This window comes from Parapusillimonas sp. JC17, from assembly GCF_052180245.1.
GTDB lineage: Bacteria > Pseudomonadota > Gammaproteobacteria > Burkholderiales > Burkholderiaceae_B > Parapusillimonas.
This window is the reverse complement of sequence record NZ_CP197474.1, coordinates 663,779-678,813: the sequence shown is the minus strand read 5'-3', so window position 1 is coordinate 678,813 and position 15,035 is coordinate 663,779. Positions and strand designations below refer to the sequence as shown.

14 protein-coding genes are annotated in these 15,035 nt (G+C 62.5%); 8 read left to right on the top strand and 6 right to left on the bottom strand.

Going from position 1 to position 15,035, the window contains the following annotated elements; translation table 11 throughout:
- Nucleotides 1-74: 74 nt before the first annotated feature.
- From ACSBPU_RS03230 to ACSBPU_RS03220, 3 genes are read left to right on the top strand one after another with little or no spacing between them, the layout of a single operon-like run.
- Nucleotides 75-1,028, top strand: coding sequence for a tripartite tricarboxylate transporter substrate-binding protein (locus ACSBPU_RS03230; RefSeq protein ID WP_180069866.1), 954 nt, complete (start codon nucleotides 75-77; stop codon nucleotides 1,026-1,028).
- Nucleotides 1,029-1,055: 27 nt separating this feature from the next.
- Nucleotides 1,056-1,538 carry a tripartite tricarboxylate transporter TctB family protein gene (locus ACSBPU_RS03225; protein ID WP_442595553.1) on the top strand — a complete coding sequence of 161 codons (483 nt, stop codon included), beginning with the start codon at nucleotides 1,056-1,058 and terminating at the stop codon, nucleotides 1,536-1,538.
- Nucleotides 1,538-3,028, top strand: coding sequence for a tripartite tricarboxylate transporter permease (locus ACSBPU_RS03220; RefSeq protein WP_442595551.1), 1,491 nt, complete (start codon nucleotides 1,538-1,540; stop codon nucleotides 3,026-3,028). The genes ACSBPU_RS03225 and ACSBPU_RS03220 overlap by 1 nt, the downstream gene beginning before the upstream one ends.
- Before the next feature lie 8 nt (nucleotides 3,029-3,036).
- On the opposite strand, the gene ACSBPU_RS03215 is transcribed toward ACSBPU_RS03220, so the two are convergent.
- Nucleotides 3,037-3,939 (bottom strand): LysR family transcriptional regulator, encoded by a 903-nt coding sequence (locus tag ACSBPU_RS03215; RefSeq protein WP_442595549.1) that lies wholly within the window; start codon nucleotides 3,937-3,939, stop codon nucleotides 3,037-3,039.
- 121 nt (nucleotides 3,940-4,060) lie between these two features.
- Between ACSBPU_RS03215 and ACSBPU_RS03210 the strand changes: the two genes are divergently transcribed.
- Nucleotides 4,061-5,218, top strand: a complete 1,158-nt coding sequence (locus tag ACSBPU_RS03210) for an acyl-CoA dehydrogenase family protein (RefSeq protein ID WP_442595547.1) — start codon at nucleotides 4,061-4,063, stop codon at nucleotides 5,216-5,218.
- Nucleotides 5,219-5,351: 133 nt separating this feature from the next.
- Here ACSBPU_RS03210 and ACSBPU_RS03205 read toward each other — a convergent pair whose 3' ends face one another.
- Nucleotides 5,352-6,335 (bottom strand): Bug family tripartite tricarboxylate transporter substrate binding protein, encoded by a 984-nt coding sequence (locus ACSBPU_RS03205; protein ID WP_442595544.1) that lies wholly within the window; start codon nucleotides 6,333-6,335, stop codon nucleotides 5,352-5,354.
- 99 nt (nucleotides 6,336-6,434) lie between these two features.
- On the opposite strand from ACSBPU_RS03205, the gene ACSBPU_RS03200 reads away from it, so the two are divergent.
- On the top strand, nucleotides 6,435-7,760 hold the full coding sequence (locus ACSBPU_RS03200) for an NAD(P)/FAD-dependent oxidoreductase (protein ID WP_442595542.1): 1,326 nt from the start codon (nucleotides 6,435-6,437) through the stop codon (nucleotides 7,758-7,760).
- A gap of 48 nt (nucleotides 7,761-7,808) precedes the next feature.
- On the opposite strand, the gene ACSBPU_RS03195 is transcribed toward ACSBPU_RS03200, so the two are convergent.
- The 3 genes from ACSBPU_RS03195 to ACSBPU_RS03185 form a co-directional block, all read right to left on the bottom strand.
- On the bottom strand, nucleotides 7,809-8,792 hold the full coding sequence (locus ACSBPU_RS03195) for a Bug family tripartite tricarboxylate transporter substrate binding protein (RefSeq protein WP_442595540.1): 984 nt from the start codon (nucleotides 8,790-8,792) through the stop codon (nucleotides 7,809-7,811).
- Between the two features lie 110 nt (nucleotides 8,793-8,902).
- A complete protein-coding gene (locus tag ACSBPU_RS03190; RefSeq protein ID WP_442595538.1) occupies nucleotides 8,903-9,499 on the bottom strand; it encodes a UGSC family (seleno)protein in 597 nt (198 codons plus the stop codon).
- A 14-nt stretch (nucleotides 9,500-9,513) separates the two neighbouring features.
- Entirely contained in the window at nucleotides 9,514-10,614 is a 1,101-nt protein-coding gene (locus ACSBPU_RS03185) for a hypothetical protein (RefSeq protein ID WP_442595536.1), read from the bottom strand.
- Nucleotides 10,615-10,727: 113 nt separating this feature from the next.
- Here ACSBPU_RS03185 and ACSBPU_RS03180 point away from each other — a divergent pair, with 113 nt between their 5' ends.
- The 3 genes from ACSBPU_RS03180 (at nucleotide 10,728) to ACSBPU_RS03170 (ending at nucleotide 13,930) form a co-directional block, all read left to right on the top strand.
- On the top strand, nucleotides 10,728-11,642 hold the full coding sequence (locus ACSBPU_RS03180; RefSeq protein WP_442595534.1) for a LysR family transcriptional regulator: 915 nt from the start codon (nucleotides 10,728-10,730) through the stop codon (nucleotides 11,640-11,642).
- A 110-nt stretch (nucleotides 11,643-11,752) separates the two neighbouring features.
- On the top strand, nucleotides 11,753-13,045 hold the full coding sequence (locus ACSBPU_RS03175; protein WP_442595532.1) for an MFS transporter: 1,293 nt from the start codon (nucleotides 11,753-11,755) through the stop codon (nucleotides 13,043-13,045).
- A 177-nt stretch (nucleotides 13,046-13,222) separates the two neighbouring features.
- Nucleotides 13,223-13,930 carry a tellurite resistance TerB family protein gene (locus ACSBPU_RS03170; RefSeq protein ID WP_442595530.1) on the top strand — a complete coding sequence of 236 codons (708 nt, stop codon included), beginning with the start codon at nucleotides 13,223-13,225 and terminating at the stop codon, nucleotides 13,928-13,930.
- A 132-nt stretch (nucleotides 13,931-14,062) separates the two neighbouring features.
- Here the strand turns inward: ACSBPU_RS03170 and ACSBPU_RS03165 are convergent, their stop codons facing one another.
- Nucleotides 14,063-15,028, bottom strand: a complete 966-nt coding sequence (locus tag ACSBPU_RS03165) for a tripartite tricarboxylate transporter substrate binding protein (RefSeq protein WP_442595528.1) — start codon at nucleotides 15,026-15,028, stop codon at nucleotides 14,063-14,065.
- Nucleotides 15,029-15,035 lie beyond the last annotated feature (7 nt).

The window sequence follows — 15,035 nt, the reverse complement described above, 5'->3', positions numbered from 1 at the left end:
CCCGCAGGCGGCCCTCGTAACCTACGGCTTGCATCTTGCAAATGACAAGAACGGTAAGACTTCAGGAGACCCCCATGAAATTCCCTTCATTCCTGGCCGCATTGGCCACGACGGCTTTGCTGTGCGCCGGCGCCGCCCAAGCCCAGGTCAGCGTAATGCTGCCTGCTAATCCCGGCGGCGGCTGGGACTCCACGGGACGCCAGGCCTTCCAGGCCATGCAGCAGGCGGGTATTTATACGGGCACGGTCAACTTCACCAACAAGGGCGGTGCCGGCGGCACCATCGGCCTCGCCGACTTCCAGCGCGCCCAGAAAGGCAAACCCGACGCGCTTGCTGTGTTTGGCGCCATCACGGTCGGTGCCATCACGCTGAATAAATCGCCCATCGATCTAAGCAAGTTCAAGCCGGTGGCGCGCCTGACGGCGGAATACCTGGTCCTTGCCGTCAAGGCCGACGCACCCTACAAAACGCTGGGCGATTTCGTTGAAGCCCTCAAGGCGAATCCGGGCGGCACGCCTGTAGGCGGCGGGTCGGCCGGCGGCGTCGACCACATCGCCCTTGCCCTGCTGGCGCAAAGCGCCGGAGTTTCGGTGCCTAAACTGAACTATATTCCGCAGGCAGGCGGTGCCGATACCGTCACCGGCATCGTGAACGGCACGCTCAAGGCCGGCATCTCGGGCATTTCCGAATTCCAGCAGTTCGCTGAAAGCGGACGCATCCGCATCCTGGCCATCACCACATCCGACCGCCTGCCGAACCTCGACGTCCCGACCTTCAAGGAAGCAGGCTATGACGTCGAAATCGCGAACTGGCGCGGCATCCTGGGCTCCATCGACATGCCTGAAGCCAACCATAAAGAGTGGGTCGACCGCTTTGCACGCCTGAACGACAGCGACGCCTGGAAGGCCGTGCTGGCCAAGCAGGGCTGGGATGCCTATTTCCTGCCCGGCGACGCCTTTGGCCAATTCATTCAAAGCGAAAGCGGCCGCATCAACCAGATCCTGAAGGACGCAGGGCTGGCGAAGTAAGCGCCAAGCGTCCAAGCAGGTTCGGTCATGGCATCGTTGCGCAATCGCCCCTGGTGGCTGGGGCTGGCTGTTCTCTTTCTGGGCGGGGTCTGTTTCCACGCCTCGACCCAACTGGCCGCCACCGCCCAGTACGCCGCCATCGGTCCGGGCATGTTCGTTGCCGCGGTCGGTGTCGGGCTCATGGTCCTGGGCGTGATGCTGCTGGTGCAAATAGCGCGAGGCGAAACTTTCGAGCCGCTCGACGCCGAGAACGCCGCGGCCGATCAGTCCATGGACCGGCGCGCATTCTTTACCGCACTGCTGGCGGTGGTCTTGCCCACGCTGACCATCGAACTCCTCGGGCTGCCGGCCACCGCCATGCTGTCCTTCATGCTGGTGGCGCGATCGTTCGGGTCGCGGCGGGTACTGCCTGATCTACTGGCCGGCCTCGTTCTGGGCGTCGTCAGCTGGCTGCTGTTCAGCTGGCTCGGATTGCAGTTGGGCGGTTTCTTCCCGTTGGCGGGCCTATAATGGATACCTTGGCGCTTTTGCTGCATGGCTTCGAAGTGGCGCTGTCGCCCATCAACCTGATGTGGGCCTTCATCGGCTCCATGCTCGGCACGGCCATAGGGATCCTGCCGGGCATCGGCCCCGCCCTGACCATTGCGCTGTTGCTGCCGGTCACCGTTTCCGTTGGCCCGGTATCAGCCTTCATCATGTTTGCCGGCGTACTCTATGGCGCGATGTACGGCGGCTCGACCACATCCATCCTCATCAATACACCAGGCGAAGCCGGCTCGATGATGACGGCCCTCGAGGGCAATAAAATGGCACGTGCCGGCCGTGGCGCCGCGGCACTGGCAACGGCCGCCATCGGTTCTTTCGTGGCGGGCACCATCGCCACGCTGTTGCTGACCTTCGCCGCGCCGGTGGTCGCCGAACTCGCCTTCATCCTGAAGCCCGCCGACTACTTCGCCCTGACGGTCCTTGCCTTTACATCGGTGGCGGTGGTGATGGGGGCATCGCGGGTCCGTGGCTTCATTTCCCTGTTCCTGGGCCTTGCCCTCGGTGTGATCGGCATCGACGGCATGACCGGACAGCCCCGCATGACCTTCGGCCTGCCCGACCTGCTGGACGGCGTGGAGCTCACCGTGGTGCTGGTGTCGGTATTCGCGGTGGGCGAGATCCTGTTCGTCGCCAGCCGGTACACCTACAGCAAGGACGAGATCATCCCGATCCGCGGCAAAATCTACATGACGCGCCAGGAATGGGCGCGATCCTGGAAGCCGTGGCTGCGCGGCACCATCATCGGCTTCCCCATGGGCGCCGTCCCGGGCGGCGGTTCCGAGATCCCGACCATGCTGTCCTACTCGCTGGAAAAAAAGCTCTCCCCCTATCGGGACGAGTTCGGCAAAGGCGCCATCGAAGGCGTAGCGGGCCCCGAAGCAGCCAATAACGCGGCGGCGGCCGGCATCCTGGTGCCCTTGCTGACGCTGGGCCTGCCCACATCGGCAACGGCGGCCGTGCTGCTCGCCGCCTTCCAGAACTATGGGCTGCAGCCGGGCCCCTTTCTGTTCACCAGCAATCCTGAACTGGTATGGGGGCTGATCGCTTCCCTGTATATCGGCAACCTCATGCTGCTGGTGCTGAACCTGCCGCTGGTTGGACTATGGGTGCGGCTGCTGTACATACCCAAGCCACAGCTGTATGCCGGCATCCTGGTCTTCGCCATGATCGGCATCTGGGGCGTTTCGGGCTCGGTTTTCGACCTGGGGCTCATGGCGGGACTCGGCCTGGTCAGCTATGCCATGCGGGTGTACGGCTTTCCCATTCCCCCGCTGCTCATCGGCCTGATCCTCGTGCCGCTGGCCGAGAATCAGCTCCGCACCGCGCTGGCTGCCGGCCAGGGCAATGTGGCCGTGCTGGTCGAAGGGCCTATTTCGATCACCTTCCTGACCTTGGCCGTCCTGTTCCTGTTCGTGCCTTTTCTGCTCAAGCGCCTGCGCGGCCATTCTGCCTAGCCCGGACGTCAATCGTACAGACTCGCGTTGCAAAGACGCGCCTTCAAGGACTGGATGAGCGCATGGGCGGCGGCGGTCTGGTAGCGCGTAGGCGGCGTCAGAAGAAACAGCTTCGCCCCGAACACGCTGATGCGATAGTATTCAAGATGCCTGACCAGGCATCCCGATTGCAGTTCCGCGCGAACCATGTACCGGGGCAGGAAGCCCACGCCGCCGCCCTCCATCACCGCCTGCTTCAAGAATACGAAGTTGTCCGACCTCAGCACCGGATCGAGCTCCACGCTCCTGCTTCCGCCGGCGTAGCGCCCCGTCACGCTCAAGGCAGCACCCACGGCGGAAGCGCAGACGATGTCCAGTCCTTGCAGGTCCTCCAGCACATGTATCGGAGGCTTGCCCCGCATGTATTCCGGGCTGGAGCAAACGACCCAGTCGACATCGGCAAGCTCGATCGCCATGGAATTGGCGGGCGGCCGTGACAGGACTCGCAAGGCGATATCTATGCCTTCTTCGACGAGGTTCGAAATCTGGTTGCTGAAAACCACGTCGAAGGTGACGCCCGGATGCTCGCGCCTGAACTGGACCAGGGTGTCGGACAACACCAGATGCCCCAGGCCCGCCGATACGCTTAAGCGCACATGCCCCGAAATGCTGCCGGCGGCGCTGGAGACGATGTCGGTCACGGCGGCGAGCTCCTGCAGCATGTTACGGCCGTGCGCATAGACCGCCGCGCCGATATCGGTAAGCTGCATGGACTTGGTCGTACGCCTGAGCAGTTGCGCGCCCAGAGCGTCTTCGAATGCCTTGAGCCGATAGCTGAGGTTCGCCCTGGACATATTACGCTTGCGCGCGGCTGCGCTGAGGCTACCCGCCTCGACGATGTCAATGAAGAAATGCAGCGAGTTGAGATCCATGGGAGTCTAAGCAAACAGAGATTGTCAAATAATATTTGACAGGGATTCAAATCGTCAAACGAATCGACAACCGACGTACCATACCGCAGGACAACCTTCTCATCCCTATCTAGGCAAGAACATGGCACTCGATAATGAAACTTTCTCGGTCCTGCGCTCGACCGTGCAGCGCTTCATTGAACAACGGCTGAAACCCGCGGAAGACATCCTGGAGGAAACCGACGACGTCCCGGCCGAGATCGTTGCCGAGATGAAAGAGCTCGGCCTCTTCGGCATTTCCATTCCTGAAGAGTACGGTGGTTCGGGGTTGTCGATGTCGCAGGAATGTGACATTGCCTACGACCTCGGCCATACCGCCTTCGCGTTCCGGTCGGTGTTCGGCACTAACGTCGGCATCGGATCGCAGGGCATCCTGATGGATGGCACCGAAGAACAGAAACAGGCCTGGCTGCCGCGCATCGCGTCGGGCGAGATCATCATTTCATTCGCGCTGACCGAGCCCGGCGCGGGTTCCGACGCGGGATCCCTGCAAACGCGGGCAACGCTGCAGGACGGGCACTATGTCCTGAATGGAACCAAGCGCTTCATCACCAACGCCTCGCGCGCCAATGCCTTCACGCTCATGGCGCGTACCGGCGGCCCGGGCGCCGACGGCATCACGGCCTTCATCGTTCCCGCCGATGCGCCCGGCATATCGCTGGGCAAGCCGGACAAGAAAATGGGGCAGCGCGGCACCAAGACCTGCGACGTCGTACTCGAGGATGTCAAGGTCGACGCGGCGAACATCATCGGCGGCGTGCCTGAAAAAGGCTTTCGTACCGCCATGAAAGTCCTGGATCGCGGCCGGCTGCATATCTCGGCCTTGGCCTGCGGCATGGCCGACCGCCTGATTCATGACGCCGTCGACTATGCCAAGCAGCGCAAGCAGTTCGGCCAGCCCATCGCCCAGTTCCAGCTGGTGCAAGCCATGCTGGCCGACAGCCAGACGGAGCTTTACGCGGGTCTTTCCATGATGCGCGACTGCGCGCGCATGTACGATGCCAATCCGCCCGGCCAAAGGAACGCCGAGCTGAGCATGGCGGCATCTTGTGTGAAGCTGTTCTGCAGCGAGATGGTGGGCCGTGTGGCCGATCGCGCCGTACAGATTCATGGCGGCTCCGGCTACATCAGCGAGTACAAGGCCGAACGGTTCTACCGCGATGTCCGCCTGCTAAGGCTTTATGAGGGCACGAGCCAGATCCAGCAACTGATCATCGCCAAGCATTTGCTGCAGCGCTGATCGGGACGGTCGGGGGTCAGACCCCATTCGGGGTCTGACCCCGGCAGGATTCTGGGGTCGGACCCCGTACGGGGTCTGACCCCGCATGATTCTGAGGTCGGACCCCGCACGGGGTCCGACCCCCAGTCCCCTGTTAGTCGACCGAAATATTGGCTTCCTTGATCACTTCCGCCCATTTGGCGCGCTCATCCTGGATGAACTTGCCGAACTCTTCGGGCGTGCCGCCACCGACCTGGCCGCCGGTCTGTTCGAAAGCCTGGATGACTTCCGGCTTCTTCAGGATCTTGTTGAAGGCTGTGTTGAGTTTCTCGACGACGTCTTGCGGCGTGCCGGCGGGCACGACGATGCCTTGCCAGTTGTACGACTCGAAACCGGGCAGGCCGGCTTCTGCGATGGTCGGTACATTGGGCAAGAGCGGCAGGCGCTGGCTGCTGGTCACGCCCAAGGGCTTCACTTTGTCGGCCTGGATGGCCGGCATGGCGGCATAGCCCATTTCGAACATCATGTCGATGTGGCCCGCCATCAGGTCGGTCGCGGCGGGCGCTCCGCCTTTATAAGGCACGTGCGTCATTTCGACGCCGGCGCTATTGGCGAACAGCTCGCCCGACAGGTGGTGGGCACCGCCCACGCCCGACGAGCCGAAGGTGATCCGGCCCGGGTCCTTCTTGCTCAGGTCTATCAACTCGGCAATGCTGTTGACGGGTACTTTCTTGTTGACGTTCAGGATGAGCGGCGCCTCTTCGATCAGGATGACGGGCGTCAGGTCTTTCTGGACGTCGTAGGGCACGTTCTTGGGCATCAGCGTCGGATTCACCGACAAGGGGGCCAGGTGGCCGCTGCCGATGGTATAGCCGTCAGGCTTGGCGCGCGCGATTTCCGCGGTACCGATGACGCCGCCGGCGCCGGCCTTGTTTTCAATGACGACATTCGCCTTGAGTTCCTTTGCCAGCTCTTCGCCCAGCATGCGCATGCGGGTATCGGCGAAGCCGCCTGCGGCGTAAGGAATGATCATGGTGATGGGCTTTGCGCCGGGCCATTCCGCGGCTGCCGCATTGGTGGACAGGGCGCCGAAGACGGCGGCAGCCGCCAGCGCGGCGCCTAGTTTCTGTATGGACATATACTGACCTCGAAAAGATGAAAAACGATTGAATCGCAAGGATTTTTCGGGCTCTATTGTATGCTGTGGGAACGCGCGTCGCTTTACCAGGAGCAAAGCATGCCTGATCAGAGCCATAGGGTCGTCATTGTCGGAGGCGGGGCCGGCGGGCTGGAACTCGCCGCCAAGCTGGGCCGGAAATTCGGTCCCGGCCATGTCTTCCTGATCGACAAGGCGGAAAGCCATATCTGGAAACCGTCGCTGCACGAGGTGGCCGCCGGCACCCTGGATATACATCGGGAAGACCTTTCGTATTTCATGCTCGCGCGCGAAAGCGGCTTCACCTTCATCCAGGGCGAAATGCAGGGTCTGGACCGCGCCTCGCGCGAAGTGTCGCTGCTGCCCGTTTCCAGCCCCGCCGGCCTCGAGATCTTCCCCGCCCGCCGTGTCGCCTATAGCACGCTCGTGGTCGCCATAGGCAGCAAAACCAATTTCTTCGGCACGCCCGGTGCGCGTGAGCATGCCATCACACTGGACTCCACCGAGCAGGCCGAACGTTTCCGGCAGCGACTGCTGAGCCTGATGGTGCGCCACGCTCCGGCGGCCCAGCGCGACGGCGGCCCGGGCGACGCGGAATCCCCCGGGCTGGAGATCGCCATCGTGGGTGCGGGCGCCACCGGGGTGGAACTGGCGGCCGAACTGCTGGAGGCCCGCGCCGGGCTGGTCTACTACGGCCTGCACGAGCAAAGCCCGGGCTACGGCATGCGCATCACCCTCATTGAAGGCGCCGACCGGATTCTTTCGGCCCTGCCTCCGAAGCTGTCTTCCACGGCTCAATCCCTCTTGGAATCGCGGGGCGTCAAGGTGCTCACGGGCGTACGCGTCGCAAGCGTCTCCGAAGACCATCTGTCCGACAAGGAAGGCAAGCGCTATCCAGCCGACTTGTGCGTATGGGCGGCGGGGATCGAAGCGCCTTCCATGCTGAGCGAATTGGGACTGGAAACCAATCGCGCCAACCAACTGGTGGTGGACTCGCGATTGCGCACCGCGGACCCATGCATCTATGCATTCGGCGACTGCGCGCAAGCCCGCTGGGCGGGCCAGGACACGAATCTGCCGGCGCGTGCGCAGGTTGCCCACCAACAAGCCTCGTTCTTGTGCACGGCCTTGGGCGCGCGCATCCGCGGGACGGCGGAAACGAACCAGGATTTCGAGTTTCGCGACTATGGTTCGCTGGTCTCGATCGGGCACAACCGGGGCGTCGGAAGCCTGATGGGCGTCCTGTCGGGGAAAAGCTGGTTCGTTGAGGGACTGGTGGCGCGCCTGATGTACATGAGCCTGCACCTTGCCCATCACCTGGCCGTCCTCGGCTTCGGGCGCACGGCGGCCCTGGCTCTCGGACGGCTGCTGCTAAAGCGCGGCGCTCCCCGAGTCAAGCTTCACTGAGCGCTGGTCCCAGGGCCTGCCAATGCTGAAAGGCAGACGGCGCCGGCCCTAAGACTGGGGCTGGATATTGGCCGCCTTCACGATCGCGCCGTAGCGTTCGGATTCCGATCGGCAGAAAGCGGCAAAGTCCTGTTGTGAGCCACCCAAAGGGTCCGCGCCCGCTTGAAGCAGCTTGGCCCTGACGTCGGTATCGGCTAGCGCCTTGTTGAGGGCGGCATTCAGCTTCTCGATGATGTCGGGCGGGGTCTTGGCGGGGGCCCACACGCCATACCAAGTGGTCACGCTGAATCCCTTCAGGCCCGACTCGTCCATCGTGGGAAGTTCCGGCGCGACCTCGGTCCGCTTCTCGGAAGTGACGCCCAGGGCTTTCAATTTGCCGGAGCGGACGAACACGATGGAAGACGGAGCGCTGTCGAACATCATGTCCACCTGCCCTCCCACCAGATCCGTCAGCGCGGGAGCGCTGCCTTTATAAGGAACATGCATGAGCGGCAACTTCGTCATTTGGCTGAACAGCTCTCCGGCCAGATGTCCCGGCGCTCCAACGCTGGAAGAAGCAAACGTCATGCTTTTCCCGGAATTCCTGGCAAGCGTCAGAAGCTCCTCCACGGATTTCGCCTGGACTTTGGGCGAGACGACGAGGATCTGGGGCGTGGATGCCAGCCCCACGATGGGTTCGAAGTCCTTCAAAGGATCAAAGGGAAGATCCTTTTTCAGAAACGGGTTGATGACATGCCCGGAATAATTCAGCAGCAAGGTGTAGCCGTCCGGCGCCGCTCGCGCGACCTGGCCCGCCCCGATCACGCTGCTGGCCCCGGGCTTGTTGTCTATGACGACGGATTGCCCCAGGTCTTCCGATAGCTTCTGCCCGACCACCCGCGCCACGATGTCGGTCGGCCCTCCGGCGGGAAAGGGAACGACCATGGTGATCGACCGGCTTGGATAAGACTCCGCCGCCGACACGAGCGCCGGCTGCATGGAAGCCGCCAGGCCCAGCATCGCTGCCGCCGCGGAAAATTTCGCGTTCTTCATTGTCTCGTCTCCACTGATGATGGTTTTATGTTTTGTATTGACATCGCGGCCGCAGGAAAGCCGCCATGCGGCGGTATCGTGCGGCGCGGGAACTCAAGCCGGCCCGGTCCTCAGTCGGGTGAACGCCGATTCTCAAGGTATTTCGCGGCTGCGCCCTTTTGCTCTCCCTTCCAGACCGCTTGCGCCTGGGTCAGAATCTGCGCTACGCGCTGTGCCACCTCTTCCATCGTGATCGAGCTGACCGGGTGTGCGATGATGACCGGCTCCAGGTCCAGCATGCCCAGCGCTTCCCGGGTCAGGACAGTCTCCTTGACGAACTCCGTCGTGACGATGACCGCTGTCGGAACCCCTGCGCTTTCAAGAGCGATGGCGTCTCTCAGGCAGCCGGACGTGCACGAGCCGCAGTCGCCGATCGCCGTCAATACGATGTCGTTTTCCTGGATGATCTGCGCGATCAGTTCCGGCGCCGCATCCTTCGAGAAACTGTGCTTGACGTAGTAGTTCACCGCCTTGAAGCCGACCTCCTGCTTGAGCGCGTCGATGGCGCCCCTGAGCAGCTTGTTGGCGTTCCACTTGGAATTGTCGAGTACGCCCAGCCTCAATCCGTCCAGACTGGCCTTTCTTGCCGCCGTCGGCATTTCAACGGAGCGCACGATGCCGCGCGGATCGTAGACGCGCACACTTCCGTCCTTGGTTTTCATCAGCATGTTTTTTCCCCGTATCAAAGTGAACATGTGCCGCTGGAGCAATCCGGCCCGTCCGGCATCGCGGCTGCATCGACGGGCTTCAGCACCGGCGTGCTCATGTGGCCCCAGCCGGGGATGACCGCCGAGAACCGCCCTGCTTCTCCGCCCATGACGAACAAATGAATGTTGTCGGGGTCATGGACGATGGGGATGCGCGTGTCGTCTTCGCGCTTGTACCACTTGGGAAGATTGCGGTTGTAGACTTTGCCGTAGCGATGGCCATAGGCAAGATCGATGAAACGGTTGCCATGGTTCATGAAGAGGTAGTTGCGGATGTCCGCCCTGTTCCATCCATGCTGTGCGATCGTCCTGGCGTGCTCCAGGCCCAGCACGACGGCCATGTGCCCTCCCAGCACCGCGGTATTCGAGCCTATCGTGCTCATCACCGAGCAGATCGTATCCAGGATCCCCTCGGGGTCGTTCGAGACGTGATTCGTGGCGCTGTGCGGCGCTTCCGCGGCAAGCGCGAATACCGTCGATTCTCCGGCAGGGAAGCCGTGCTCCACGTGATAGGGCGCAAGCGGGCTTTGCGCTTCGTTTTCCGCCACGCAGTATGTGTACTTGCCGGGATGGCCCAGCGTGCTCTTGTCCAGGTCGCCCGGCCAGGCACCGCCCACGTTGAGCATGATCAGCCGGATCGCGCGGCCGATGGTCGCGTTGGCTCTATTGCCCGAACCAAAGACATTGGCCCCCCCGTTCATGCCGATCTCGGCTGCAATCGGGCCGTTGACGACGATGAGCGGCGAAGCCACGTGAGTCGTCGCCTGGACGCCGTTCAAGTTGAATGCGGGATCGGTCAAGGCGAGCATTGCCGCACGCACGACGGGAGCGTAAGCGGGCTTGCAGCCGGCCATCACCATATTGATCGCCATCACTTCACGCGTGAGTTCTCCCCAGCGCGGGGCGACTTTGCATTCCACATAGCTGGGATCCCCGCCCAGCTCGCGAACGACCGCTTCGATTTTCTCGGGCGTAGGCGGCACGAGCGGAAGTCCGTCACTGAAGCCTTGCTCGTAGTAATACTCCACCAAGTCGACATCCGCGTCGACGGTACTGTCTTCTGCCATGGCGTTCATGATTCCAAGCCTCCTGAAATGACATGAGACCATCTTAATGAGCCTTTTTATTGTTTCCAACAGGAATCTATTAACTGAGATAATTGCGCTTTCGACATAAATCAGGCTTGGCCATGATTCAACCCCATCAGCTGGATCTCAGCGCGAAAGAGCTGCTCGCCATCAAAACCATTGCCGAATATGGAAGCTTCAACGCTGCCGCGATCACCTTGAATGTTTCGCAACCCGTGCTCACGCGCACCGTGCAGCGAGTCGAGCGCCTTCTGGGACTCGCCTTGTTCGATCGCACGACCCGCAGCGTGGAGATCACCGAGGCAGGCAAGGAATTCGTTGCGCTTGCCGAGCGAGTCTTGAACGATGTCCAGATCTACCTGAAAGCAGTGCAAGAACGCGAAGCCGGACAGCGCGGCCAAGTCATCATTTCGTCGGTCATGTCGGTGGCCGCGACGGTGCTTCCCGCGATCGCTGCCCGCTACCGCCAGACCCATCCGAACGTCACCCTGCATATCCATGAGGGTGTGCATGGCACCGTCATCGAAAACCTGCGCTCGGGCGTCTCCGATTTCGGGTTGACGTATCTCGATGATATTGCGCCCATTTTTTCCACCGTGCCGTTGAGCACACAGTACTTCCATGTCTTGCTGCCCAAGGGCCACCGCCTTGAAAGACGCAGACAGGTGTCATGGCACGACATACAGGCGGAGCAGCTGGTTTCATTGCCGTCGGACTCCCGGACGCGGCGCGTGATCGACGCCGTCGCCGTCACGAATGGGCTGACCCTCAGCCATTCCATCACCGTGACCCAGTTCACCACCATGATGCAGTTTGTCGCCGCCGGAGTCGGGATCGCGATCGTGCCCGAAGGGGCTTTGTCCGCCGCATCGATGAGTCCGCGCCTTTCGGCACGGCCTTTGGAAAAGCCCAAGCTGAGCCGGACGATGGGCCTTGTTGCGCTCAAAAGCAGGAACCAGACCTACTTTGCCGGCAAGATGATTGAATTGGTCATGCAAGAGTGGCGCGGCATCTGAGCAGGTGCCGGCGCCCATGGCCTGGAGCAACGGACGCCGCCCCGCGGCGCACTTGCCGAAATCGCCATAAAGCGCTTGAATAGGGGGATCGGAAAAGGCGGAGCAAGAAGATGGGCGGCAAGAGCATGTATTACGGATGGGCCATAGTCTGGGCGGCAACGGTGCTGACTCTTCTGACCGTCGGCCTGCGCCTGGGCGCGGGCCCCTTCTTTCTTCCCATGACCCAGGATCTGGGCATGACGCGCAGCGAGCTTTCCAGCATAATCGCCGCCGGCATGCTGACCTACGGCCTTACCATGCCGCTTGCGGGGCAACTGGTCACGTCCTGGGGAACACGCCGCGTGCTGCTTCTTGGCGCACTCTTCGTCGCCGTGTCCATAGTCGGCACCATCTATGCGCAAGGGGTGCTCAGCCTCGCCCTGAGCTATGGGGTGGGCTTGTCCATCGGCCTGGCGCTCGCCAGCCCCGTCTCGCTGACCCCGGTCATCAGCCGCTGGTTCGTCCGTCAGCGCGGCATGGCGCTGTTTGTGCTGTCCGCCGGGTCCATGGCCGGCATCGCCATCCTGACCCCTTTGTTTACCTCATCGATCAGCACCTTTGGCTGGCAGGCGACCTTAGCGGGCTTCGCTGCCGTGTTTACGCTGATCACGCTGCCTTGCGCTTTGTTCGTCATCCGCGACAATGCCCCGGAACACGCGGACACGCTCGCGGCGCCCGCGCCCGTCCGGCCCCACGCGCCGGTGCAGGCCTCCTGTGCAGTCCCGCCGCATTCCGCTGGGGCACAGGCGCACCCGCTACGGGCCGCCGCCGCCGTGCGGACCCTTCCCTTCTGGCAACTGACGCTGGGTATGTTCGCTTGCGGCTTCAGCATGAATCTGCTTGGCACCCATGGTGTGCCCATGCTGATGGACCATGGCTTCGATGCCCGGAGCAGCGCGTTCGGCATCGCCTTGATCGGCCTGGTCGCCATCTTCAGTTCCTTCGCCTTGGGGAAACTGTCCGACATGGTCGAACGGCGCTATATCCTGGCGATCATCTATACGGTCCGCGGCCTGGGCTTCTTCGGCCTGGTCGAAGCGCTCGCCCCTTGGCAGCTGTACAGCGTGGCATCGGTCGGCGGCCTCGTGTGGGCGGGCAGCGTCGCCCTGTCCTCGGCCATCATGGCCGATGTCTATGGCACCCGTCTGGTCGGCGTGCTTTGCGGCTGGGCGTATGTCGGCCACCAGATCGGCGGCATGATCAGTTCATGGCTGGGCGGCTGGGCGTACGAGGCGTTCGGCACCCACCTGATCGCCTTCGGAGCGGCAGGCCTCCTGCTGTTCGGCGCCGCGGCGATTTCGCTCGGCCTACCCTCCCGAGGCACGACGATCCGGGCACGGCCTATTGCTACGGCGGCGGAATGAAGAGATTTGAGGGGTCAGACCCCCCGCGCGAAGACTTGAGGGGTCAGACCCCGTATGGGGTCTGACCCCAGGCAAAAGGGGGCGAGCGGGGTCTGACCCCTCGCACATGCAACTTTCGCCCTGGAACGCTGTCTGACGTCCTTTAGCCGTTTATTTCATAAAGAGGACGTCAACCACATGTCGGTACAACAGCTCCTGCAACAACTGCTTCAGTCCGGAAAAAGCCTGGGCCAGGATGCCGGCTCGCGCATCCAGGATGCTGCGCCGGGCCTTGGGTCCAATCTTGGCGGTTTCGGCGGCGGCGCACTGGCCGGAGGCGCCTTGGGGCTGCTGCTGGGCAACAAGAAGTTCCGGAAAATGGGCGGCAAACTGGCTGCCTACGGCGGCGCGGCCGCATTGGGCGCCGTCGCGCTCAAGGCCTACCAGGACTGGCAGACGAAACAATCGGCCCAGCCCGCTGGCCAGCCCGCCCCCCAGCCTGCACAGCCACTGCCTTATTCCCCGCCGCCGTCGCCCACGCTGAAGACCGGCGCCACCGATGCTGAACAGCACAGCAAAGCCATCCTGGCCGCCATGATCGCCGCCGCCAAGGCGGATGGGCATATCGGCGACAAGGAAAGGCAATTGATCGATTCCGAAGTGGCGAAGCTGGCAAGCAGCCGCGCCGACATGGCCTGGTTCGATGCTGAACTGAAGAAGCCCGCTGACCCGGCAGAAGTTGCGGCACTGGCTCGCACACCCGAGATCGCTGCCGAGATTTATCTCGCCAGCCTGCTGGTCATCGAAGACGACAGCTTCATGGAAAAGGCTTACCTGGATGAGCTGGGGCGCAAGCTGGGGTTGGCGCCCACCTTGCAGGACGAGCTTCGCGCGCAATTGCGGTGACGGGAAGGGGTCAGACCCCATACGGGGTCTGACCCCAGTCAGTGGAAGGCGTAGGGGGTCAGACCCCATGGGGGGTCTGACCCCGGAAGAAAGAAGAAGGGTCAGACCCCGTATGGGGACTGACCCTGGCAATCAGTTCAACACGTTCTTGTTGCGCTCGACGACTTCCTGCCAGAGCTCGATGTCCTTGTCCAGGAAGCGCTGGAAGTCGTCCGCGCTGCCGGCCTTCAACACGATGCCGCTGCGGGTGCTGAGGGCTTCGACGACCTCGGGATCGGCCAGGGTTTCATTGAAGCTGGCATTGAGCTTGTCGACGATATCCTTGGGAGTGGCCTTCGGAGCCATGACGCCATAGTAGACGCCCACATCGTATTCAGGGTATCCGAGTTCTCCGAATGTGGGAACGTCGGGTGCCAGCACGGAACGGGCTTCGCCGGTAATGGCCAGCGACTTGATCCGGTCCGACGCCGTATCGCCCAGCAAAGGGTTGATCAGCAGATCGACCTGGCCGCCCAGCAAGGCCGCCAGCGCGTCCGCGCCGCCCTTGTAGGGAATATGCACCATCTCGGTGCCTGCAACCTGATTGAACAGCACCGTCGCCATGTGAGGGGTGCCACCCACGCCCGAAGAGCCATAGTTCAACTTGCCGGGGTTGGCTTTCGCGTAGGCCACGAGTTCCTTCAGGGAGTCAACGCCCAGTTCATTGCTCACTTTCAGGATCACGGGACCGATTCCCAGATAGGCCACCGCGGCCAGATCCTTTTTGACGTCGAACTTCAGGTCTTTGTACAAAGCGGGGCTGATGGCGATGCTGTTGGCGACAATCAGCAGGTTATAGCCATCGGCCTTGCCCCGCGCCACGTAGTCCGCCGCTAGGTTGCCGCCCGCGCCCGACTTGTTCTCGACGATAACGGGCTGACCGATTTTTTCGGAAAGCTTCTTGGCCACGGTACGCGCCACGAGATCGATGCTGCTGCCGGGAGAGAACCCGACCACGAGGGTGACGGGTTTGTCGGGAAACCCGGCTGCAGCGGCTGGTGCCGCAAAACCGATGCCGGCGGCAAGCGCCATGGCCGTGAAGAAACGTGCGATAGACATGATGGAC

Bases quoted from the DNA above. Each gene is read 5' to 3' on its own strand.
- ACSBPU_RS03230 (WP_180069866.1), top strand. From the start codon at position 75: ATGAAATTCCCTTCATTCCTGGCCGCATTGGCCACGACGGCTTTGCTG.
- ACSBPU_RS03225 (WP_442595553.1), top strand. From the start codon at position 1,056: ATGGCATCGTTGCGCAATCGCCCCTGGTGGCTGGGGCTGGCTGTTCTC.
- ACSBPU_RS03220 (WP_442595551.1), top strand. From the start codon at position 1,538: ATGGATACCTTGGCGCTTTTGCTGCATGGCTTCGAAGTGGCGCTGTCG.
- ACSBPU_RS03215 (WP_442595549.1), bottom strand. From the start codon at position 3,939: ATGGATCTCAACTCGCTGCATTTCTTCATTGACATCGTCGAGGCGGGT.
- ACSBPU_RS03210 (WP_442595547.1), top strand. From the start codon at position 4,061: ATGGCACTCGATAATGAAACTTTCTCGGTCCTGCGCTCGACCGTGCAG.
- ACSBPU_RS03205 (WP_442595544.1), bottom strand. From the start codon at position 6,335: ATGTCCATACAGAAACTAGGCGCCGCGCTGGCGGCTGCCGCCGTCTTC.
- ACSBPU_RS03200 (WP_442595542.1), top strand. From the start codon at position 6,435: ATGCCTGATCAGAGCCATAGGGTCGTCATTGTCGGAGGCGGGGCCGGC.
- ACSBPU_RS03195 (WP_442595540.1), bottom strand. From the start codon at position 8,792: ATGAAGAACGCGAAATTTTCCGCGGCGGCAGCGATGCTGGGCCTGGCG.
- ACSBPU_RS03190 (WP_442595538.1), bottom strand. From the start codon at position 9,499: ATGCTGATGAAAACCAAGGACGGAAGTGTGCGCGTCTACGATCCGCGC.
- ACSBPU_RS03185 (WP_442595536.1), bottom strand. From the start codon at position 10,614: ATGAACGCCATGGCAGAAGACAGTACCGTCGACGCGGATGTCGACTTG.
- ACSBPU_RS03180 (WP_442595534.1), top strand. From the start codon at position 10,728: ATGATTCAACCCCATCAGCTGGATCTCAGCGCGAAAGAGCTGCTCGCC.
- ACSBPU_RS03175 (WP_442595532.1), top strand. From the start codon at position 11,753: ATGGGCGGCAAGAGCATGTATTACGGATGGGCCATAGTCTGGGCGGCA.
- ACSBPU_RS03170 (WP_442595530.1), top strand. From the start codon at position 13,223: ATGTCGGTACAACAGCTCCTGCAACAACTGCTTCAGTCCGGAAAAAGC.
- ACSBPU_RS03165 (WP_442595528.1), bottom strand. From the start codon at position 15,028: ATGTCTATCGCACGTTTCTTCACGGCCATGGCGCTTGCCGCCGGCATC.